Origin of the sequence: Carboxylicivirga fragile (assembly GCF_050589805.1) — a bacterium.
Lineage (GTDB): Bacteria > Bacteroidota > Bacteroidia > Bacteroidales > Marinilabiliaceae > Carboxylicivirga > Carboxylicivirga fragile.
The window spans coordinates 121,169-146,115 of record NZ_JBNGOY010000006.1 but is presented as its reverse complement, the minus strand read 5'-3'; the positions used below and the strand labels follow the sequence as shown (position 1 = coordinate 146,115).

The 24,947-nt window shown below is 35.2% G+C and carries 12 protein-coding genes; 2 read left to right on the top strand and 10 right to left on the bottom strand.

Annotated features, from left to right (window positions below):
• Positions 1 to 190: 190 nt before the first annotated feature.
• The 10 genes from ACRD7B_RS04220 to ACRD7B_RS04175 form a co-directional block, all read right to left on the bottom strand.
• A complete protein-coding gene (locus tag ACRD7B_RS04220) occupies positions 191 to 3,277 on the bottom strand; it encodes a ligand-binding sensor domain-containing protein (RefSeq protein ID WP_430823225.1) in 3,087 nt (1,028 codons plus the stop codon).
• A gap of 267 nt (positions 3,278 to 3,544) precedes the next feature.
• Positions 3,545 to 5,593, bottom strand: coding sequence for a carbohydrate binding domain-containing protein (locus ACRD7B_RS04215; protein WP_430823224.1), 2,049 nt, complete (start codon positions 5,591 to 5,593; stop codon positions 3,545 to 3,547).
• Positions 5,594 to 5,617: 24 nt separating this feature from the next.
• A complete protein-coding gene (locus ACRD7B_RS04210) occupies positions 5,618 to 6,031 on the bottom strand; it encodes a RagB/SusD family nutrient uptake outer membrane protein (RefSeq protein WP_430823223.1) in 414 nt (137 codons plus the stop codon).
• A gap of 4 nt (positions 6,032 to 6,035) precedes the next feature.
• Complete coding sequence (locus tag ACRD7B_RS04205) at positions 6,036 to 6,455, bottom strand: hypothetical protein (RefSeq protein WP_430823222.1); 420 nt, start codon at positions 6,453 to 6,455, stop codon at positions 6,036 to 6,038.
• Between the two features lie 140 nt (positions 6,456 to 6,595).
• The gene (locus ACRD7B_RS04200; protein ID WP_430823221.1) at positions 6,596 to 8,206 is read right to left on the bottom strand and encodes a glycoside hydrolase family 16 protein; all 1,611 of its coding nucleotides are present in this window, start codon (positions 8,204 to 8,206) and stop codon (positions 6,596 to 6,598) included.
• A gap of 63 nt (positions 8,207 to 8,269) precedes the next feature.
• Entirely contained in the window at positions 8,270 to 11,386 is a 3,117-nt protein-coding gene (lacZ, locus tag ACRD7B_RS04195) for a beta-galactosidase, LacZ type (protein ID WP_430823220.1), read from the bottom strand.
• A gap of 430 nt (positions 11,387 to 11,816) precedes the next feature.
• A complete protein-coding gene (locus tag ACRD7B_RS04190; protein ID WP_430823219.1) occupies positions 11,817 to 13,301 on the bottom strand; it encodes a RagB/SusD family nutrient uptake outer membrane protein in 1,485 nt (494 codons plus the stop codon).
• A 103-nt stretch (positions 13,302 to 13,404) separates the two neighbouring features.
• A complete protein-coding gene (locus ACRD7B_RS04185) occupies positions 13,405 to 16,416 on the bottom strand; it encodes a SusC/RagA family TonB-linked outer membrane protein (RefSeq protein WP_430823218.1) in 3,012 nt (1,003 codons plus the stop codon).
• A gap of 761 nt (positions 16,417 to 17,177) precedes the next feature.
• The gene (locus ACRD7B_RS04180) at positions 17,178 to 19,088 is read right to left on the bottom strand and encodes a SusD/RagB family nutrient-binding outer membrane lipoprotein (RefSeq protein WP_430823217.1); all 1,911 of its coding nucleotides are present in this window, start codon (positions 19,086 to 19,088) and stop codon (positions 17,178 to 17,180) included.
• A 20-nt stretch (positions 19,089 to 19,108) separates the two neighbouring features.
• Positions 19,109 to 22,240 (bottom strand): SusC/RagA family TonB-linked outer membrane protein, encoded by a 3,132-nt coding sequence (locus tag ACRD7B_RS04175; protein WP_430823216.1) that lies wholly within the window; start codon positions 22,238 to 22,240, stop codon positions 19,109 to 19,111.
• A 693-nt stretch (positions 22,241 to 22,933) separates the two neighbouring features.
• Here ACRD7B_RS04175 and ACRD7B_RS04170 point away from each other — a divergent pair.
• Together ACRD7B_RS04170 and ACRD7B_RS04165 are read left to right on the top strand one after the other, a co-directional pair.
• Positions 22,934 to 24,157 (top strand): PNGase F N-terminal domain-containing protein, encoded by a 1,224-nt coding sequence (locus tag ACRD7B_RS04170; protein WP_430823215.1) that lies wholly within the window; start codon positions 22,934 to 22,936, stop codon positions 24,155 to 24,157.
• Between the two features lie 28 nt (positions 24,158 to 24,185).
• Positions 24,186 to 24,947, top strand: coding sequence for a DeoR/GlpR family DNA-binding transcription regulator (locus ACRD7B_RS04165; RefSeq protein WP_430823214.1), 762 nt, complete (start codon positions 24,186 to 24,188; stop codon positions 24,945 to 24,947).

The window sequence follows — 24,947 nt, the reverse complement described above, 5'->3', positions numbered from 1 at the left end:
TTATAAACAACCTGAAAATTATCCTCAATAGAAAAAAGAGGAAGATGAGTTTGAAATTCTGGAATACTTTGTAATTTTATCACTATTCGAAAAATAACAAACCCCGATTTATGGCAAAAGTGCCTGTTTTCGGGGTTTTATTATATCATCAAGATAGTGATAATCATTTAATTATCAAAGGTATAAACCACTAAAGAATGTGCCTAGCTAAACTAAGGCCAATTCCCGAATTCTTTACACTCTGATTGCCGCTCGCTTGATAAAATCGTTCAAAAAGATGTTCACTATCTTCTTTAGATATTCCTTTACCATCATTACACACCTTGATATGAATCTCATTCATAACTTTATCAATAGATAACTTTACAACCCCAGAACTACTGCAATATTTAAAGGCATTTGATAATAAATTATGCAGCACGATTTGTAATCGCTCTTGATCAAATCTTACAATCTGCGGTACATTAATTGATTCTATAGTAAATTCAGTCTCATTTTCACAGGCCAATTGTTGAAAGTCTTTACCAACTTCTACAATAAAACTCACAATATCTTGATCACTTAAATTGAGTTTTATTTTATCTACTTCAATTTTCCTAAAGTCTAAAACTTGATTAATCAGATTATTTAGCTTACCCACATTTCGGCTTGCAATTTGTATTTTATCCATGATAAAACTAGGTTCCTCTTTTGATAAATCCTTTGATATTAACTCATTTATAGGTGCAGATATTAATGTTAAAGGTGTCCGCAGTTCGTGCGAAACATCTGTGAAGAACCGTAATTTATAATCAATAATTTCCTGATCTACTTCTCGATTTCGTTTCTCATGTTTAACTAAATCTTTTAATCGTGATTGTTTAATTTGTATTTTTATTATTAAAATCATTACACCAAACGCAATAAGAATATAAAATAGAAGTGCATACCAAGTTCTCCATATTAGAGGATGAATAATTATCACTATACTTTTCTTATCACTACTCCACTCGCCATTTGAATTGGTCCATTTGAAATGAAGTACATACTCTCCGGCGGATAAATTACTAAATGAAATATGATGTCGATTACCAATGTTAATCCATTCGTCATTGGCACTAAAACCTTGGAGTTGATATTTGAATTGGTTTTTAGTTGGAGTATTAAAATCTAGAGATGCAATATCAAATGAAAACTCTTTTTGTAAATAAGAGAACTCCAAAGTGTCCATTTCATTAATACCCTTAGTAAGTACACCGTCTAATGAAACAGGCACATTCTCATTTAATATTTTGAAGCCCGCAATTACAAACTTTGGATCACTCTGACTATCAACAATATCTCGATCATTAAAATACGTAAGTCCCTCATAATTTCCAAAATACATTTTATTATCAGCCCCCATAAAGCTAGCTGACTCTGAAAAATTAACAACACCATCACCATCCGAGACGATGTAATTTAAAATCTCATTTTTTTGATAATCGATGCAAGATAATCCTGCATTAGTACTCACCCATACTTTGCCTTTCTCGTCATTCAATATAGCATTGATATAATCATCCAACAATCCATCCTTTTTTGTCATCTCGACAAGGCCATAGCTGCCGTCATCATTCGCATACAGCTTATTCAACCCACAGGGTGTTCCAAACCATATGTCATTATTATTTTCATGAGTTGATAGAATGATATTACATAAAGGTTCCTCTTTGTGTCTCAAAAGTTTTTCTACTGGGACAAAAGAAGAATCTTTTTGATTAAATTTTAAAAGTCCCTTGTAGGTCGATATCCAAAGTGAATTATCTACAACAAATACAGATGTAACTCTGTTATCTGGAATATACCCCCCTATCTTTAAGCTACTATAATGCTTATTTAATTTATATTCCGTGCCATTCTTTAAAAAATGAAATAATCCTTGTTGTTGAGTACCAACCCATATTTCGTTCTTATAAAATAGGACATCATGTGCTTTCCGAATCGTGTCAATTTCACTACTAAAACTACTTACAGGTTGTAAACTGAAGTTCTTGTTCGTATCTTGCTTAGCAATGAATAAGCCTTGATCAATACTTATCCAAACCTCTCCATTATCATCTTCAAATATATTTTTAACTATAATGATAGGTGCTTTATATAGATCGTCTGTTGGCAAAAAATTAACCTTTTTATACACGTCGTCTTTTGCAACATATAATCCACTTCCTCTTGTACCGATCCACTTCCTTCCCTTGGAATCAATAAAAAATACATTTACATGCCGTCTTAATACCTTATGTTCGGTTTTAATTCCAATTGATGTAAAGTTACTTTTTCTACTCAATTTAACAACGCCTCCACCATCCGTTCCTAACCATATATTAGAGCTTGAATCCTTATAAATATCGAGAATTACTTTATAGTTGATCGAAGATTTTGTGGTGAATCGTGGTTCAATATCAATGTGCTTAAATTCTTCCTCTTTTTTGTCAAAAACATATAAACCTTGTCCCCATGTTCCAACAAGAATATTGCCTTGCGAATCAAAACTTAAAGAATAGGTATCTTCGTACAATTGATCTTTAACATCCTTAATTTTGTATTGTTTAATCGTATTAGTAACATAATTGTACTTGACCAAATGCATATTCCATCCAACTATCCATATTATAGGATCTTTGTCATCTTCAATCATGTCAACAACCTCAACATTATAAGATTGAAAGTCCTTTACAATCTTATCTTTTATATTGTTATATAATCCATCTTTGGTTTCAGCCCAAACAGAACCACCTTTGGTTGAAATTAACGATTTAACATTTGTTTTGGAAATAGTTTGAACAAGGCTATCCTTATCTCTATCGTATTTCCATAAGCCTTCAGCCCAGGTACCAAGCCAAATATTTTCATCATGCCCTTCTGTAATTGACGTAATACGTGTGGGTAAGTTGTTTAATTGTGTGTTTTTTATAAAACGTTCAAACTTAGGGTCAAATAAACTAAGTCCGCCAGATTTGGTTCCTATCCACAACTGCCCTTTTGAATCACAATACAGTGACTCAATGGAAGGGCTTGACAGGTCACTTCCATCTCCACTCTCTGGCTTAAAATGCTTAAAAATATAGCCATCGTATCTATTTAAACCTCCCCTTGTTCCGAACCAAATAAAACCATACTGGTCTTCAACTATTGAAGTGACTTCATTTTGCGAAAGGCCATCCTGAATAGAAAGGTAACTTATTTGATAATCCTGAGAATATAAAACACAAGATAAATAAGATATAAAAATCAACAAAAAATATCTCAACTTCATCATTTTTATATTATTTACACAAAAATAATAAAAAGTAAACCTTTCTTATTATTACAAACATCTTTTACCTATTAAAAACTTATGCACTATTGTGCAGAAAATCGTCATTGAAAGTTTGATTAACATTAAGCAAAACTACATGACGCAAAAAGAAGTATAGTACAAATAAGAAATGAAACCATTTTCTTAAATTCTCTACATATGAACTTGCGTAAAGACGGAAACATTAGCACTTTAAATACGATTAATTAAAGTGCTAATAATACTTTGTTAATTAATAATAACACTATGGTTATATACTGCACTACCTATGATAGATCTCACTATATACATACCAGATGGTAGGTTTGACACATTAATCTGAAATATCTTATTTTTTTCTGACCTACCACAATTACGCTTAATAACTTCAATACCCTCTGTATTATAAAGAGAAACCGTTACTGTTTCATTTTGTTCTAGATTAAGCTTGATGTTTAAAAAATTATTTGCAGGACTTGGATAGATCTTAACAATGCTATTTTGAACGTTGACAAAGGCGCTATCCTCTCTTGGTAGTTTCATTTTTGATTTAAGTCTATTTGAACTGGCAATTAATTTTAAATTGTCTGCATGCAAAATACTTGTTCCTCCAGTCGGGTTATATACATATATTTTTGCTGATACATTAGTGGCTCCAGTTGTAAATTGCACACTCTTCTGTTCAAAAAGAATATTAGTAAAAGATTTATAAATCTCAGTACCTCCATAATCTTTAACTCCAACTCTTCCGTGATCAACCTCAGAACCACCACTGCTTTTTACCCAAGCAGAAAAGGTATATGTAGTATTAGGAGATAAATTAGAAATGAGAGATTCATAACCACCACCCCAAATAGAATTATCTTTTAGTTCGGCCGAATAGTTTCCTGCATACTTTTCAATATTATCAACTGATGATCCACCCCATATATGAGAAGAGCTACCTGTCTCAAAACCTGGATCATCTATAAGGTTTATAGGTTCAGGAACAGACACTATGGTATTCTTTTGATACACTCTAATATAGTCAACTAAATAAACTGTACTATCTGGCAATGCATCTGTACTTCCACCTGAATTACCACCAAGTGCAAGGTTTAACCATAACACCTGCGGAATTTCTTTAAAAGGCGTAGCATTAGGACATGTAAATGCATCCCAATTATTCTGTGTATTCGGATTAAATTCATTAATCAATACTCCATCAACAAAAATAGCCATTCTGTCTTTATGCCAATCCAGTGTCCATATATGATAGTTATCTGCAAAATTATTAATACCTAAATCACTTACATTTATCGCCTTACTATCCCATTTAGCATTCCACCTACCAGAACCTGCAACGGCATAATTTGCTAAAATTTTTCCATTATAGTTTTCCATAATGTCGCATTCGCCAGATGCAGGCCACTCATTACAACCTGCTCCAGGATCGGGTTCTCCAACTGTCCAAATTGCAGGCCATGTACCTAACAAATTAGAAACCTTAGCCCTACATTCTACGCGTCCATACAAAAATTTAAACCGATCAAACGTTGCAATACTTCCCGATGTCCAAGTACCATATTGTCTGTTCTTTTTCCAATCATTAGAATTAGGATCATAATCCTCATTAGCAATAGTTTTCCGAATGGCAGAAATCACAAGATTTCCATTTTTTTGAATTAAATTATCTGAATGATAATATTGCTCTTCATTATTGCGTTGAAATCCTCGTTCGGTAAACCATTTGGAGGTATCTATTAATCCATCAACATTAAATTCATCGTTCCATATTAAATTATATTCAAAGGTAGTTTCAGTTAAACTTAAATCATCAGCATAAATTACAGAAGCCCCACCTGGTGCATTGTAGATAAATAAAATGGCTGTAGTAGTTGAGGGTCCTGTAGTAAACGTAATTGTTTGTAATTGATATGATGAATTACCAAACGACAAGCTATATTCTGCTCCTCCATAATTTTTCACTCCAATAATTTCAGTTCCTCCTGTTGTATACACCCAAGCAGAAAACTCATATGTTGTATTATTCTTTAAACCAGTAAGACTCCATTCTAATCCGCCCCCCCATTGAGCATCACTTTCCTTTAATTCAGCAGCATAGGTGCCAGAATATGAATTGTATGAGCTTAGTGAACTTCCTCCCCAAAGGTTAGCCTCTGTATTTCCAGTTTCAAAACCGGGATTTGAAAGTAGGTTTACTTGCCCTGAAATACTTATAGCTAAACTATTTATTATTAATAAAGTAAGACAACACTTTACCCATATTTTTTTAAAGTTGTTATTTAATAAATTCATAATTATTTATTTTAATAATTAAAATCATTCTAATATGTTACTTTGTTTGATTTGGACTTGGCATAAAGTAGTCTTCTTTGGTTGGTTGTATAAGCTCCCTTCCTGACTACCACGTTGAGCCATCACCCTCTCCAGGCGCACTAAATCAAGCCACCTAGCGGTGATCGGTTCACAACCAGCAAACTCCCAGGCTCGTTCCATCACTAAAGAATCACAGAAGGCCAAAGAGGATAAACTTGTATTTACATTCAATCTGACTCTGTTTCGCACGGCATTAATGGCATCATAAGCTGAGTGATCAAGGCCTGATGACATGACTCTGGCTTCTGCATAAATGAGCAAAACTTCGGCATAGCGAATAACCATATTGGTTCTATCCGACGCATAATCTACCGTTTTCCCTGGTTGCTCCTGATCATACCCTTCTCTGTCTCGCATCTTTTTATAATAAGGATGTGGGAAAAAATCGACTTCGGACCAGTGTGGCTTTTATGGCCTGATGGGCATTATAAATAATATAATCTGCTGACCGAATGCTTGAATAAGTAAGCTCCCAACATCTGTTTAGCGCATTACAGGAAAGAACATTAAAGCGGTCAAAGGAAATATAAGGAGATGAACTTCCCTGAATGACCGTTATATCATCGCTTCGTAGGTAAGGAAGCATGCAATCCACCTGAGCAAACAACTCATTTACATTTGAATAGATATCAGTCAGTGCTAAATTTAAATTATCAGCATCTTTATAGATGATGGGCTTGGGGTCACCATTGGAATCTTCATCTGAATAAGCACTATATAAAATTAATGCAAACAATAGAAGAATAGCTCTGTCGAGGTATTTTGCAACCCTCTTTCTCATATGCGTGTGTGGGTTAAATTCACTTAAGTGAATCAATAGTTTAAAAAACAATGCTAAGCTCTGTCACTCTGAACTTAGCATTATTTCATTACTTTTAATTCTATTCTCTTCACTGAGAAAAGCTGTTGTTTAGTATCAGATCAAAAGAATATTTGAGAATTTTGTATATTATGTGACTGTACAGTACCATAAGTTACTCCATCTACAGAAAGAGATACTTCTACATTCTGGTAAGTACGACTATCTCCATTATATACACCTAATTTTAAGGCATCAAAAACAATTGCTTGCCCCAGGTTAATTACCAGTAGCCCGCTGGCATCAAGCCCATAGTAACCCGAACTAGCTCCATTAACACCAATACCATCACCTAATACGGTTGGAGCGTCATGTCCTGATGATAGTACGAACTCAGTCCCTCCACTGATTAGTGTGACTTCTGTTAAATGATCCCATGTATTTGCGGTACTACCGTTCATCTGGATTTTTATGTATTGATTAGCTGGTGGATTGGTATTAACTTTAAAGATATTCGAGTTTTGGACATCATGAATAACAGATGCTCCATATGCAATTCCATTAGCTGACACTGACACTTCTACATTTTGGTAGATACGATGATCAGTATTATAAACACCAAGTTTTATAGCGTCGAATGCATAGCCTTGTCCCAAATCAATTTCCAGTTGACCATTCGCATCTAAGCCAAAATAACCAGAGCTTGCTCCATTCACACCCATACCATCTCCCAAATTAGTTGGTGCATTATGTCCCAAAGGCAAAACATATTCAATTCCTTCATTAATAAGTGTAACCTCCGTTAAATGACTCCATTGATTAACATTACTGCCATTCATCTGTATCTTTAAATATTGGTTCAATCCCGAAGGTGGTGCAGCAACAGAACTAGGTGCATATTCGTAATATTTCACATAATCAATTACGTAATCAACAGGCAGATGACTTGCATTGACATTTCCTACCCAACTGCCTCCTAATTGTTGAGATAATATAATGTGAAAATCCTGATCAAATGGCCACTGCTTCCAATCAGCACCTAAGGCTCTTGAATATGTAAAGGTATTAACTCCGTTTAGAGTAAAAACTATTCTTTCTGGATACCATTCCACACCATATGTATTAAATTGCCCAACAACTGCTTTTGCAGTCTTGGTACTTGGTAACATCTTTATTTTGCTATGAATAGTTGAATGAATAAAACCATCGAAATTTAGATGTTCCATCAAATCAATTTCACCATTATCGGGCCATCCACCGTATGTATTAGTGCTAGCCAACAACCATATGGCTGGCCAACACCCCTGTGCCGATTCCATCTTAGCGCGCACTTCAACTTTACCATAGGTAAAATCAAGTTTACCCTGAGTCCACACTCCTCCAGTTAAATAAGGTCTTGGATCAGTTTGTGTATTTGGGTTTACAATCCCTTTTAAATGTAAATATCCACCTGAAACATCATAAACTTGATCATCAGTGGTCATATAATTCTTCCAGTCGGGGGTACCTTCTGAAATCCGACTCCATTTGGAGGCATCAATCGACGATCCATCAAAATCATCTTGCCAAACCAATTGAAAGTCACCTGCTGATTTCAGATAACTACTTCCTGCTAATGGGGCTTGGATAACTTCAGATGATGATTTATCTGTAATTTCTTGAGCTACATCTTCGCAGCCCATGAATATTACCATAGAAAATAAAATAATCCATTTGTTTTTCATTTTTTTCATCTTTAAGTGAATTAGTGAAATTTGTTTCTATAATGATAAAAACGTGCAATTCGATAGTTAAAATCAAAACACTGGCACAAGACTAAATTCATATTCATACACTTTATTCGCATAATTCAAATATGGCACTAACGGCCTAGCTCCCCAGCTATTATCACCTCCCAGGCCCATCATTTTATGATCGATATGTAATTCTACAAAATCTCCTTCTTCCACATCAAGAGGGGTGCGCAATTGCTTTTTCGAACCAGGCTCTAATTGACTCGTTGAAAAATGTAAAACATTAAATTCTAATGGTTGATCAATAGCGACTATCTTAAGCCCCATTCCTGTATGGTTATGTAAACTCATCCAACGAACATCAACCTTATGGCCATTCTCTTGAGGCCTGCTGTAAGCAAAATATTGATCAGCAACCTTAGATTCATATATCCCCATAAAAGATGCTGATTTTCTATCGGCGTAATTCTCCCATGGACCTCTGCCATAAAACTGAAGGTTATCAATCTGCTTTTCTAATTGTATTACCATTCCAATGCGTGGTATTTCCGGCAAGCTATCGGATGATGCACTAAAAGTATAAGCCACATCAATTTGTCCATTGCCAAATATGCGATAGTCAACATTAAGTATTCCCTTAATGGAAGGTAGCTCTATCACTGACTCAATTAAAACCTCCTTATCAGAGATTTGAGTTGTAGAAATTTTCTTCAACTCAGCTTTAGTCAATGCTTCTTTCCACACCTTACAACGCTCCGGCATATTGTTTCCAAAATCATTATCAGTTGGAGCTCTCCAAAAGTCAGGAACTAGTGGACTCTTTATCAATTCAAACCCATTTATTATATATGAGCTTAAGGCTCCGTTAGCTTTAGAAAAAGAAATATTTAAGTCCTTCCCTACTAAAGTAATTAGATTCTCATTTTCACCTAAAGTAAGATGCAAATTACTTTCATTAATAGTCTTCTTTAAAGTTCCTCGGCTCAATTGAATTTGCTCTTTGGCCAATTCATGACCAATGGCAATAAATGGACGTAAGACCATATTAATCGCTGAAATATTTAAGTAATATTCAGCTCCTTTTTCCAATTCTCCGTATCCGATTTTAAACTCATGCTCTGCCTGAGGTGCGATTGCTCCTGACGCAAATTGGCCTGACTTTACAACAATCCCTTCTTTGAGTAGTTCCCAGCTAAAAAGCACATCAGAAAGATCTTTAAAAAACCGTCGGTTTTTAATTGCTACCTTTCCAGAAGCTATATCTTTGATTTTGAAATCAATGTTCTGATACACCTTTTTAACCTCAAACAAGCCCGGATGGGGAGCTCTGTCTGGATCGACAAGCCCATTTAAACAAAAATTATCATCATGATGAACGCCTTCAGGTTCGAAATGCCCACCATAAGCCCAATATTTCTTTCCATTTTTATATGCTACAAGCCCTTGATCCATCCAGTCCCAAATAAAACCACCTTGTATTTGATCATGCGAATCCACCAAATCCCAATATTCCTGAAAATTACCGGTACTATTTCCCATTGCATGAGCATACTCAGCCCAAATAAAAGGTCGTTCAATATCTGTTCCAATCCAATCTTTTTTCACACTCTCAATTGGAAGATACATAACACCAATAATATCAGTTTGTCGTTCTTTTAAAGCTGTTTGCATTTCAGCTCTTTCATAGTGAACCGGTCGCGTTTCATCTATTTCATGCACTTTTTTATAAGCTTCAAGCATATTATCACCAGCTCCTGATTCATTGCCTAAACTCCAAACAATAACAGAAGGGTGGTTTTTATCGCGTTCAACCATATTCACACACCTTTCAACATGTGGGGCCTTCCATTCCGGTTTATTGGCTAATGTCTCATCTGGATTATAACCATACCCATGTGATTCCAGATTTGCTTCATCATACAAGTAGATCCCATATTTATCGCATAAGTCATACCATTTGGGGTCATTCGGGTAATGAGCTGTTCTGACCGCATTGATATTATATTGTTTCATCAATTTAATATCTTCTACCATGGATTGCTCACTTATTACATGACCAAATAACTCATCGTGTTCGTGACGGTTCACTCCTTTTATTAATATGGGCTTACCATTTACTAATAATTGACCTCCTTTTATTTCGGAAGTTCTAAACCCTATGTTTATAGAACTTGCTTCTACTACTTCTTCTTTTGAATTTTTGAGACTGATAAGTAGCTGATAAAGATTCGGTTCTTCTGCCGACCATCTCTTAATAGCTTGAATTCCGTCGTGTAAAGAAATCTTTTTTTCAGCACCTGGTTTAAGAGAGACTTTTGCAGATTTACCTTTAATAACAAGGCTGTTTTTTGCATTATATAATTTGTACTCTACAGAATAATTCTTTGCCGTTTTCTTACTTTTATTCAAAAGATCGATTTCAAGATCTAGTACACCATCTGTATAAAGCTCGTCTAATAGAGCTTTAACCCCAAAATCACGAATATGAACTTTAGGACGAGCTATTAAATTAACATCTCTCTGAATACCAGATAATCGCCAGAAATCCTGATCCTCCAGATAGCTTCCATCAGTAAATTGAAATACTTTAATGGCCAACTTATTTTTACCTCTTGTTAGGTAAGGTGTCAGATTAAACTCGGCAGGTAATTTTGAACCTTGACTATAACCTACCTTTTTCCCATTTAGCCAAATGTAAAAACCTGATTTAACTGAACCAAGCTGAATATAAATTTCACGTTCATCCCAGTTGTTTGGAACTTGAAAATAGCTTATATATGATCCAACTGGACTGTACTTATCTGCAATTTTAGGTTGATTTTTATGAAATGGATAGATGATATTTGTATAATGAGGAAACCCATGCCCTTCTAACTCCCAATTGCCCGGTACCGAAATAGTATCCCAAGTAGAATGATCATAATCTAAACGGTAAAAATCGGATGGGCTTTGAGATACTCTTTCAGCGTAATTAAACCTCCATTTCCCATTTAAACATTTAATAAACTCGCCATTTGACACTTTATTTTCCAAGGCTTTTTTCTCACTTGAAAAAGTATAAAATGTTGCCTTTGCTTCCTCTCTATTTTTTTTAAAAATTTCAGGATTTTCCCAGTCATTTTGACTCGCAATACTATCAGCTATAAAAAGCAGTACTAATATCATACTAAAGTACTTCATCCATCTATTTCTTACACACTCCGATCCAATCATAAAGCTTTACTTATCTTTCATATATATATATCAAAAAACTTTCTCCACAAGTTTTTTAATCCTCAGCCTATCGAACAGTTATATTTACTGCAATTCTATTGATTTAATTACCAAATCACTCACACCAAACTCATCAAATTTCTTTCAATATCATTACTCATCATCATCATTCAAATAACTTCGCCTCATATAAATAACTTACAATATTCACTTTAAAAAACCCAATTAATGTCTCTTTAGAAGAGTTTGGATAATAACATCTGGAAACTTACTACATAAAATTAAAATGGAGAATGTTCTGATGATACCTTTACAAATACATGATTATTAAATCCAAAAAAATCAAACTATTAATTGTAAATAATCACCCTAACACCCTCCTTAAGCTAACGCTTTATTATAAGTTTGGATTTATCAATTTTTCACCAATTGGAATACTGGCAAAATAATCATCTTTAGTTGGTGCATTCAAAATAGGCAACTCTGATTCATGCCTATTCTGAGCAGCTTCTTCTACGCGTTCCAGACGAACAAGATCATACCATCTGGCTGCGTTAATTTCCATACCAGCAAACTCCCACGAACGTTCCATAACCACGGCATCACGAAAGTCTAATTTTGATAATCCAGAAGGTAAATCATCTAATCCAGCACGATTTCTAACTGCATTTATAGCATCGTATGCAGCCTGATTAGGGTTAGCACTCATCGCTTGCGCTTCAGCATAGATTAATAAAACTTCGGCATATCTAATTACGATATTGGTACGGCTCGACCACCAATCTACCCAAGCCCATGGCTCGTCCGGATTATAACCATTCATATCTCGCATCTTCTTATAGTAAGGGTGCTTTTGAACACCTTCGGTCCAATCAAGGGTTGTTTCGGCATCTGGTCTAATAACAGTTTGAAATGTAGCATCCTTACGAGGCCCTTCAGGGAAACTATTGAAGAAATTAATTTCAGAGAAATAATCATCCCAACCACCTTCTTCTTCTGGTTTTGAGGCGAGTGGCGCTCTCATATTACCATTTTCCCAAGTCCATGGCGCAATGTTACGATCATAAAACAAACCAAACACTATCTCGTCATTAAATTGATCTTTCGTCCACAAGTCAGCGAAATCGTCTAACAAACGATACCCATAAAGGCCTGCATCGTCCATTACCTCTTTTGCTTTTTGGGCAGCCAAAGCATATTTAGCTTCATCTTTAAGTGGATAGCCTGCCATTGACAAATATACTGATGCTAATTGTGCCATAGCAGAACCTTTAGTAGGAGCCACTCCCTTTTTAATACCTTCCCAAGATTCAGGAAGGTATTGCTCAGCATATTTTAAATCCTGAACAATTAGCTCATATACTGCTTCTGGGCCTGATTTTTGGATTTCTAAGTTCACTTGTAAATCAGTAATAAGAGGTATCTCATTCCAAACTCGAACTAAATAGTAATAACTCATAGCTCTTATAAAATAAGCTTGCCCGGCAGCTTCAAGGCGTTCGTCTTGACTTGCCTCACTTGCATTGGCATAATTAACGATCACGTTATTAGCAGACCATACGCAGGCATATGCTTGTCCCCAATGCATCCATGGATTAGCATCAGTTGCCGAAAAAGTATCAAACTCACGAAATGGCCCTTTGTTACTACCAGTCCGAGTTGTAACATCATCGCCTCCCATTAAAACCGTAGCAAACTGACTTTGATTATAAACCGCATTCGCCTTGTTATACATGGCTACAAGGCCAAACTCCAAATCGGACGCACTTTTAAAAAAACCGTTACTGGTTAATTTTCCTTTCGGATCTTCCTCTAAAAAATCATCTGAGCATGAAGAAAAAAACATCCCCAGTGCAAATAAATATATTATATATTTTTTCATCTGTTTAAATTTATTCTTTAATTATAGTATGAAACTCGCTGTTAAAGTCATTTTTATATGACATAACACTACTCACCCCATTATTATTTTAAATCTTTATCAATTAGAAATTTAATGTAATACCCAAAGTATAAGATCTTGCAGAAGGGTAAGAACCAAGATCTAATCCTTGATCAATATCACTTCCACCAGTAGAAGTCACCTCAGGATCAAACCCTTTGTAATCAGTAATAGTCAATAAATTTTGAGCACTAACTGATAGTTTCAAATCACCTATCTTAACTAAATCTTTAGGTAAACGGTAAGATACACTTATGTTTCTAAGCCTAATATAACTTCCATCCTGAAGCCATTTAGACGAATTAATATGATCCACATTTGTTGAACTATTTAACTTAGGCCATATCGTATTTGTATTCGTTTCTGTCCAAGCGTTAGCTGCTTCAGCTAAAGTAATTGAGCGCGCATCACCTACAGCAACACCTGCCGCAGCATACCCTAAGTTCAAGACATCTCGGCCATGTACTCCCTCTATCATTACATTAAAATCAAAATTCTTGTAACTGATTTGATTGTTTAAACCCCAGCTAAAATCGGGCATGGCATTTCCTATAACCTGTAAATCCTGTCCGTCAATTACATTATCTCCATTTAAATCTTCATATTTCGAATCTCCTGGCATGTATCCAAACTTAGCGGCTTCTGCAGTTTCATGAGCTTGCCATATACCTACGAAATTATATCCATAAAATGACCCCAACGATTCTCCTGGTTTCACAACAAAAATCTTACTATCTAAAAATCCACCACCATATGAACTACCCGGAAAGATTTGATCTTCATCTCCAATAGAAACAACATTGTTTTTTACTGAAGAAATGTTAAATGCGGCATTCCATTTTAAATCAGATTTTCTGATAATATCGTAGGCTGCCATAAATTCAAAACCTTTATTTTCAATCTCACCTATGTTCTGAATAACGGTACCACCACCATTATAGGAAGGTAAAGCCTTTGCTTGCAATAATCCGTCTGTATTTTTCTTAAATACATCAATTGTTGAGTTTAATCGACCATTAAACATGGAAAAATCCAAACCAAAATTTAACTGCGTTGTTTCTTCCCATTTTAATGCTGGGTTTTCAGCACCTACGGGTGAATAGCCAGTATATCCAGTAGGAGTACCATAAGAGTAGGTAAATGGTGATAACAGTGCCATGGTGCCGTATGGCCTGATCGCTTGGTTTCCTGTAATACCCCAACTCGCTCTTAATTTAAGATTCTGAAACATATCCATATCCTTAATAAAGCCTTCTTCACTTAATCTCCATCCAATTGCAGCAGATGGAAATCCACTAAATTTATTATCATCTCTAAAACGAGACGAACCATCCATTCGGTATGTGGCTGTTAAAAGATAACGGTCGTTATAAGCATAGGCAACACGACCGAGGAAAGATCGCAAAGCCCATCGTTCATAGTTAGATGCGATTCCTTGTGAAGCATTTAATGCTAGGTTGTGATACCCTACAGACTCTGACAGAAGGTTTGAACCATTGGCACTAAAACTTTTAAATGTCCGAGAAGACTGTTCATACCCTCCCATAGCAGTTAATCTATGTACTTTATTAAAGGTATTGTTATAGGTCAGAAACGTACTAGCTTGAGCAAATAAAGAATTGCCATAACTTCTTGATGAACCTGTTGTAGTTCGGACATAACGGTTAATAAATTCGGCATTTTCAATATCGTTGTTTTCAACCCCGAATATTGCACTCCACTGCAATTTATTTGTTAATTCATACTTAAAAGTAGCATTAGCCATTGTAATGGTTTCAAAAACATCCCTTTTACGCTCCATAGAAACCATATAAGGGTTTAGTCCAATTGAACCATATTGGTCATTCATGTTATAGCTACCATCTTCCTTATATACAGGTTCAGTAGGTGACCATATTAGTGAATTCCAAATGGGGCTACCTTTGGAACCAGCCATATCATCATTATTATTCTTTTCACTTTTAGTTATCGATACATTAAATGATGCCTGAAAACGGTCACTTACTTGCGCATCAACATTAGACCTAAGAGAATATCTTTTCTGCCCTGTATTAATCAGTAAACCATTCTGATCCAAATAACTACCTGACATAAAATATTTAACTTTTTTTGAACCTCCTGATAAAGAAACTTGGTTATTACTAGTATAACCTTGTTGAAAGATTTCATCTTGCCAATCTGTTCCTCCATTCCTTCTATAGTTCTCTATCTCAGAAGGTGAAAACACATCTGAACTATTCATTGCATTTATTAATTCAGCATAAGGTGCAGCTTCTAATAAATCATATTTATTTGCAACTTGATCAAAAGAATAATTGGAACTAATCTGCACTCTCATTTTCTCAGATTGTCCTTTATTAGTAGTTATCACAATTACTCCGTTGGCACCTCTTGAACCATAAATTGCAGTTGATGAAGCATCTTTTAATATCTCCATCGATTCTATGTCATTCGGATTTAAATCGCCTATATCAATATTCATTGCAACTCCATCCAATACTATTAATGGATTATTTGAGCCCAACATTGAGTTACCCCCTCTGATACGGATTTTCGTTGTTGCTCCAGGAGATCCTGATGTTTGTGAGATCGAAACTCCTGCCACCCTACCTTGAATAGACTGAGCGATGTCAGTTGCCGGCATATCTTTATAATCATCTGCCTTAATTGTTGTAGACGCACCAGATAAATCACTTCTTTTCATCGTACCATATCCAATAGCAACCACTTCATCTAACCCAATAGCATCATCCAGGAGCGTAACATTTATAGTCACCTGATCACCAACATTAATACTCTGAGATTTCATACCAATAAATGAATAAACTAAAACGTCCTTGGCGTCTACATTTAAGGTATATTTCCCTTCTATATCAGAAATAGTTCCGTTCGTTGTCCCCTGAACAACAACAGAAACACCAGGAAGAGACTCCCCAAATGAGTCCTTTATCTGTCCGCTTACTTGTTTGGACTGTGCACTAGCTTCTATCACAAAAAATAGCGATAGAAATGCAAACACACTGAATTGTAAAAATAATCTAAATCTTTTTTTCATAACTTGTAATTAATTAATTGTAGTAATCATCCCTTATTAAAACGCCATTTATCAATGTAGAAATAGTACTATTATACCAGTGACCAATAGCAATAACAATGCATACATTATGAAAGTCACTGCTTTTAGCTTTTTAATAGTAGGGTCCGTTTTACGTTTTTTAACTTTATTCTTCATCTATTAACTTGCCATAATATACAGATGCAATATCAGTTGTTTTTGAGTAGAACAAAGGACATATTGAGCCATTATTAGGCCTTTTTATTGGCACATTATAGGATGCGCACCATTCAAATAAAGGACAGATTAGGTCGCGTTAGTTTCGTAATCCCCTATTTTACGGACACATAATCACACACCAACTAACTACACATATTAACCCATAGTAATTTTCACCGAACTAAATTTCTGAAACCAAATGTCGTTCTAGAATATTAATTTAGCGGGTGGGTATAATTATTATTCTTACAAAGAAAGACATAGAGTCGGCACCTCTTTTTTACAAAAAAAACAAACGAAAACAAATCATTTTTATATTGATCCTATCGACTCTATAATATGATAATAAGCAGACATTAAAACTCGGCGTGTGGAATTAAATAACAAACTCTATTTAGATCAATGAAATATTATTACTAACAGTAAGTATTAATGAGATTTTAACAGCTACATTTTAGTCCTTTAATTCAAAAAGTTAGAAGAAATAAAAAAATCCCTGAAGTCGAAACTTCAAGGATTTGATAAGTGAGGTGTTTGTTAGTTTACTGTTTCTTAGCCCACCAAAGAGGTGTGAATAAATCATCATCTCCACCTAAGTGACCGACTGCTTGTTGATAACCATCCGGTACGTTATTTTCAAGGTTTGAAGGGTATTTTAACCTTTGAGGAAACACCCCAACACTATTGGTCATGTAGTTTTCCTTTGTCAAATTAGGCAAATTAGGAATTAGATTCTCAATAGCTGGGTTTTCGAAGAAAGGTAAACCCAGTCTTCTGTGATCATTCCATGTTTCCAAAGGTAACCATGGCGTTTGAGCAATAAATTTCTGAGTAATGATCTTTGTTAATTTATCATTCTTTACATTTCCATTTTCATAAATGGTATTCTCAGGGTAAGTAAAATTAATGGAGCTTGCAACATCAGTATAGCCATCAGTGTAATCCATTACAACCGATGATGGTGGTTCTGTAGTATGAGTGAAGCTTACCGAAGTTCCAACTCTATTGAAATCTGTAGATGAAAGATAATCTCCAACGTACTCTACAACATCTAAATACTCAAAACTTTGTCTAACACCTTCTTCATATGCAACCTGGTCGCTTAGTGGTACGCTCCATTCTCTAACGGCAGCTTCTGCAATTAGGAAATACGATTCCCATGCACCATAAAACACACGCTTATTAGTGTTGTTTCTAAAAGAATGAGCTAAACGAGGTAGCGTTCCTGGATACCAATAAGCTCTATTTTTTGAACCTTTTTCGCCCCAGTCACCAATAGCTGGTGCATTCCACTGTAATGTTGCATCGATTAGTGCTATGGTATCATTCTCATTACCTAGCAAAGGTCTTTTAACATTCTTAGAAGCACTTGACCATGACGGGTAAAAATTAAAATCAGGATCATCAAAGTCGCCTGGAATTTTATATAAAGCATAGGCACGAGGGTCAATAGTGTTATGTAATCCATCAAACCAGAAACCTGCCGATGGATCATTGGTGTATGAGGTAAAATGATCGTCGTACTTAAGTCCCATGTAATTAGCTGGCTTAATCATACTATGTTTATCATCACCTAACATATCTGATGACAATATGCCCCCAAGGCCTACCATCATATTATTTAAAGTTGGAGATAGATATTGATGATTCCACTCTCGCGACATAACTCCAGATAATGCATCCCAACCACTTTTCTCTTGAACAGCGAAGTTTTCATCCAACGAAGAAATAAACATACCGCCTTTAACAGCATCTTCAAATTCTGTTTTTGCTCTGCTTGCATCAACCTCTGACAAACGCATAGCAAGGCGCATTCTCATTGAGTTTGCATATCTTTTCCATTTCTCATAATCGTAACCGAAAGCAGGATCCTTATCGCTAAGACCAGATGGATTAGTCACCTCTAGATCTAATGCACTAGCAGCTTCTTTTAATTCAATTAAAAGATAATCATACACATCTTCAACACTGTTATATTCAGGATTAACGCCCTGATAACCATTAACTGGTATTGGCCCAAAATTATCAGCCATCTCACTCATTAGATAGGCACGCCAAATGCGAGCAACTTGCTTTAGGTTAGACGTATATTCTTTAATATTTCCTGCCGCAATCTGTTCATCTGCCACTTTAATCGCATTATTGGCATCTTTTAACCAATTATTCACATAACGGTAATAGTCGTTTGACCATCCATCGCTATAAGATCCTTCGGACAAAATACCAATTCGATCCATTCTACCAGCATCTTTCCAATACAATACAAAAATTCTTTCTTGGATGTGAGGATCCTGTTGGGCTCCAATAATAGAACCATTAATAAAGTACTCTACCTGAACCTGTTCAGACGTAGCAGCCATTGGGTTAATGTTTATTTCTTCAAAATCCGAACATGAAACTAATGTACATGTTAGAATTAAAAGAAATCCAAATATTTTAAATATTGTTTTCATTCTAAATGATATTTAAGTTGTTAGAAACTTACTGATAAGTTGAAAAAGATAGTGCGTGACGTAGGTGCTGATAAATTTTCAAAGCCAACAGCATTGGTTGAAGTTGAATAAACGGATTCAGGATCTACACCATTTAAATGGCTGGTTATTAACCATACGTTATTAGCTGAAACACCAGCCTTTACACTTTGAAAAACGGTGTTGGCTATCCACTTCTGTGGGAGTACGTAATTTAACGAAACATTTCTCAATCTAACATTTGTTGCATCATAAATATTATTTTCACCAATACCCAAGTTACCTGATCGAGAAGTAATTGTCTGCCAATAAGCTTGCGGCGAAACAGCTGTCGTGTTTACAGTGTATCCACCCGAACCATTACTTACAACACCATCATAAACGATGTCCTCGCGCGCTCCATTAACAACAGTTTCTGCAGCATTACCAACACTTTGAAGTGCCCTGTTAGTGCCTGAGAACATTTCTCCACCTATACGTGCATCAATTAAGAAACTAAAAGATAAATTTTTATACGAAAAGGTGTTTGAGAATCCTAACATGGCATCAGGCTGTTGATTTCCTAGTAAAAACTTTTCACTGGTTGCTGTTGGGTTTCCGTCAGAATCAACTATTACAGAACCATAATGTTTACTTAACTCATCTTCAACACGTGCAAATTTAGTTCCCCAAATTTCGCCATATCCACCACCAGCAACAGCTAAAATAGCCACATTATCATATCCACCAAGTCCATACTGTTTTACATCCTCAGTTAATTCAACAATGGTATTCTCATTTTTGGAATAGTTTAAATTCATATCCCACTGGAAACCATTTGCCAACTTAAGCACTTCACCGTTTAACATTAGCTCAAAACCCTTATTCTGAATATTACCAGCATTCACAATTTCACCATTGTATCCACTTGTTGGGTCAAGATCAAGTTGAATTAATTGATTGGTTGCATTCGATTTGTACCATGAAAAATCGACCGCCAAGCGATTATTAAAAAATCGGGCATCGATACCAAATTCAGTAGATTTAATCAATTCACTCTTCAAATCAGAATTATATTTTACACTATTGTTACTCGCGGTGGTATTTCCATTAGGATCTTTACCAATCGTGTAATGGTTATATAATTTATAAGGATCTAAATCATTACCTACTGTCGCAAATGAAGCTCTTATCTTACCAAAATTAAACCATGAAGGCAAATCGAACTGTCTATCAATCAGCTCAGAAAAAACCAATGATGTACTTACCGAGGGGTAAAAGAATGATCTGTTATCTTTACTCAAAGTAGATGACCAATCATTACGGCCAGTAACATCCACAAAGACAAAGGCATCGTAATTAATTTGCATGGTCCCATATAAGGAATTCATTTTTCGTTCATGAAAAGTTTGACCTACGGTTGGATTACTTTTGCCGTTATTAAGTGAAAATAAATTAGGCACTTCCAACTCCCCAGCACTAGAGCTTATTCCGCTACTTTCTTGTGACATCAGGTTGCCACCAATACTAACCGATCCGCCAAACCTCCCAAATAAATTATCCTTCTGAGCTGTTAAAAGTGCATTATAATTCTTTTCAATGAAGGTCTTCTTACCCAAACTATAGCGTCCTGTGCTTGACAAAGGACTTCCTGCGTACAATTTAGATTCTGTAGATGTTGTATATAGATCAGCACCTCCTCTAACTTCACCTGTTAACCAGTTTGTAAACTGATATTTTAACACTCCATTTAACAGAAAACGATCTCTGTTATCAAAGTTAAGATTATTGTCGGCCGCCCAATAAGGATTCACTGCATTACTAGGAGTATACCATATCATATTACCAAATTCATCAGTATGATTTTCAAAATTAGTAACATCAATACTACGTGGCAACATGTACATCGTTCCAAATCCGTTTGAGATATTAGAACCGTTAATCGGTCTGTTCTTAGCTTTTGAATTAATGTATTGAACTTTAACATCTAGTGTCCACTTTTTATTTTCTCCAAAATTAGAGACAGAACGTGTTAAGAGATTAGTTCGTTCAAGTTTAGCACCAGGTATTTTACTATCATCATTTAGGTAAGTCAAGGATGAATACAAGGATGTACCATCAGTAACTTGCTGCTGAAATGAAACATTATGAGTTTGGTTTACTCCTGTTTTTACAAAGGCACCTAAATTATCATAGGCTCTCAAAGGTACTGTAACCCCTTCCCAATTTGGAACATCTTGTCCCGCTATTTTCGGCCCCCAACTCGAGCCTGAAAGTTCATCATATATACCATCCGCTCCTTGTCCAAATTCATCTTGAAATTCCGGTGTTGAAGCTAAGTTTTCAAAACCAACAGTAACATTATAGGTTATACCTACACCTTTCTTTGCTTTACCCGTTTTAGTAGTAATTAATATAACGCCATTACCAGCACGTGATCCATACAAAGCAGCAGCGGAGGCACCTTTTAGTACCGACATGCTTTCTATATCTTCCGGATTTAAATCACCTAATCCATTACCCATATCAGGCGACGGGTTCCAGTAATCATTGTTAGCAGCACCAGTAAAGTTATCCATTGGAATTCCGTCAACAACAATTAAGGGTTGGTTATCCCCACCTAATGAGTTATTACCACGTAATATTATCTTTGAAGAACTAGCCGGCCCGTTACTAGACTTGACAACCTGAAGCCCTGACACTTTACCAACAATAGCATTAGCAACATTATTCTCACGGGCTTCTAATAATGATTCCCCCTGCACTTCTTGAACCGAATACCCTAAAGACTTCTTTTCTCTTTTTATACCAAGTGCAGTCACGACAATTTCATCTAATCCTTCGGCTTCTGAAACAAGGCTAATATTTAGTATTTCAGAAGATGCTACGACAACCTCCTGACTAGCCATCCCAATAAAGGAATAGATTATAGTAGAACCCTGCGGAACACGGATAGCATAAGCACCTGTTATATCGGTAATTGTACCATTAGTTGTTCCTTTTTGAACTACAGAAACGCCTGGCATAGGTTGTCCATCATCGGAACTAGTAACAGTTCCACTAATATCTAAATCCTGAGCATACACAAATAACCCAAGAATAAATGTTGGTATCAGTAACAAATACCTTTTAAACCAACTTACATTTTTTTTCATACGATTTGTTTTTAAATGTTAATAACTAATTAATGCTAACAACCGTCTTCGAATGTCAAAAACTTATATTTAACGTAAATAACTTCACAAAAGCATCTTAACAGCTATCCACTACTACTTTTTAAATATTATCTAAAACTATTTAATAAAAAATAGTCTATTTCAATTAAAGATTCCTCAGCAAAAATGCACATTCAAGTAATTTCCTGCAAATATATGCATATTTTAATTCAAACAACTAAAATACGGTCAATTAATAAGTAAATAAGCTGTCTTTAACTACACCATTACTTCTAATTACACATTATAATAATCAATCAAAAAAGCTAACAAAACCCTAATGAAATATAAACACACACTGCATTTCACAACGAAGTCAATGCAAAAATTAAACTCATAACAAATGAAAAATAAATTAAAAAATAATAGATAAAAGTTAAAAACCTGCATGAAATAGCTTTTTTTCAAAAAAATAAACCGCAAAAATGCACATAACTGTACTTTTGAATTACATTTGTAAAAAAATAAAATCATTTTACACGTATCAATTGCTTCTATGTAATTCTTAACAGAATTAGCACTAATGCCTGATTTTCAAAGATTTAATCAAGACCCTATCTTAAAATACGAATAATTAAAGCTAAACAATGGACATTAATCATAAATTTACACATTAAAATAAAGTAATTCATTATGAGTAATATTATCACCTTTCTTACATTAGCATTTTTTACACTTGCTTGCAAACCAATTAACCAACAAATTGGCAATAAGGATATTATAATATTTAACGACCAAGCTATTAATTTCAACCCTGATAAAAACAGCACAAACTTGCAGGATACACTTATAAAAATTGACAATGGGCGTATCATTCTGAAAAAAATTAACTTACCGAAATATTCAAAAGATGTAAGAGTAAGTATTGAAACTACAGTAATATCTGCTGGAGACCCATGGGATAAAACAGGTTCACTATTTCTTATTCCTCAGAGCAGCGAAATAAACTTCTTAATCGAAAATAATAGCTTTGTAAAGCTCTTTGAAAATAATACAGATCAAGATCTATTTCCTGGTGTTATCCCAAATGAAAATTATTTACCAGCTGTTGAAATAATGCGCTTTATGACACCTTTTGGAGTAGGCTATTTTTCAAATGACCCAAAACTGGACAAACGGAAACCAGTCTACATTCCTGAATGGGAGGAATCAGTGGTATGGGATCAGGACATAACCCACCTTGTAAGTGAACTTGAGGGTGAAGTTTGGATTGGAGCCTTCATTGATGTATGGACTAAAGAAGGTTATGAACTCTCGGCTAAACTTAAATTTGAAGAGACTAAGGCCGAAATTTATCCAAAAGAAAAAACAAAAGTAATACCCTTGGTAAACACTTGTCGTTACACCCACCCACAAAGACTGTATGATGGATTTAGCAGAAATGATTTAGAATATACCTTTTCGATACCTGAAGGCTATAACAAGGCTCAATTATATTACATTACAACAGGGCATGGTGGCCATAGCGGTGGAGATGAGTTCGTACAGAAGGAAAATAGTATTTGTATAAATGGACAGGAAATATATAAAGGCATTCCCTGGAGAAATGATTGTGCATCTTTCAGACGATTTAATCCACATTCGGGTGTTTGGACAGAGAAACGAACAGCCCGTATTGGCAACTTAAAAACAGGTGACACAAAAGAAATGGAGATCGATGAGTTTATTGCATCATCTGACTATTCCAGGTCAAACTGGTGCCCTGGCTCACAAGTTGTACCGTTTGTGTTTGATATTGATAATTTAAACCCGGAGTCTAATACAATTACTATTCGAATTCCGGAAGCGCAAGCCGAAAAAGAAAATGAGCTCAACCATTGGAATATATCGGCTTATATTGTATTATCGGCTGAGTAAATAATTTTTCTATAAAACTGAACTTCAAATGTTAAAAGAAGAACGCCAAAACAGTATTCTTGAGAAGATTAAACAATCTTCTAAAGTACTGTCTTCTGAATTAAGTATCGAACTAAATGTATCAGAAGATACAATTCGCCGAGATTTAAAAGAGTTATCCAATAAAGGGCTTATTAGAAAAGTTCATGGAGGAGCCGTTTTATTTAATTCTGCATCGTATATACCTATGAACTATGATGACAGAAAGATCTTTGCTGCCCGCGAAAAAGAGGTAATTGCTCAAAAAGCAATTACCTTGTTAAAAGACGATATGTTAATTTTTATTGATGGAGGCACAACCAACCTTCAAATTGCGAAGCAATTACCTAACGATATAAAGTTAACGGTAATGACGAACTGTTTGCCAATTGCTTCGGAATTGGTTACTAAAGGGAATATTAATACGTATTTTTTGGGTGGAGAATTCCTCCCTGGTGTACCAATTACCGTTGGAACCGATACCATTGATCTGTTAAATGAAGTTAATGCAGATATTTTCTTCATAGGAACTCGCAGCTTAAGTATTGATCGTGGCTTAACAGATATTGACAGATCGGAAGTATTAGTTAAAAGAAAAATGGCTGAAAGAAGCGCAAAAGTGGTGTCAGTTGCCTTAAGTGAAAAGCTCGAATCAGTTCAGAACTTTAGTATTATCTCAATTGATCAACTGAATGTACTAATTACTGAGCTTTCCCCTATTGACAATGTATTAAGTAGATATAGCCAAATTCAAGGCTTACAGATTATTTAA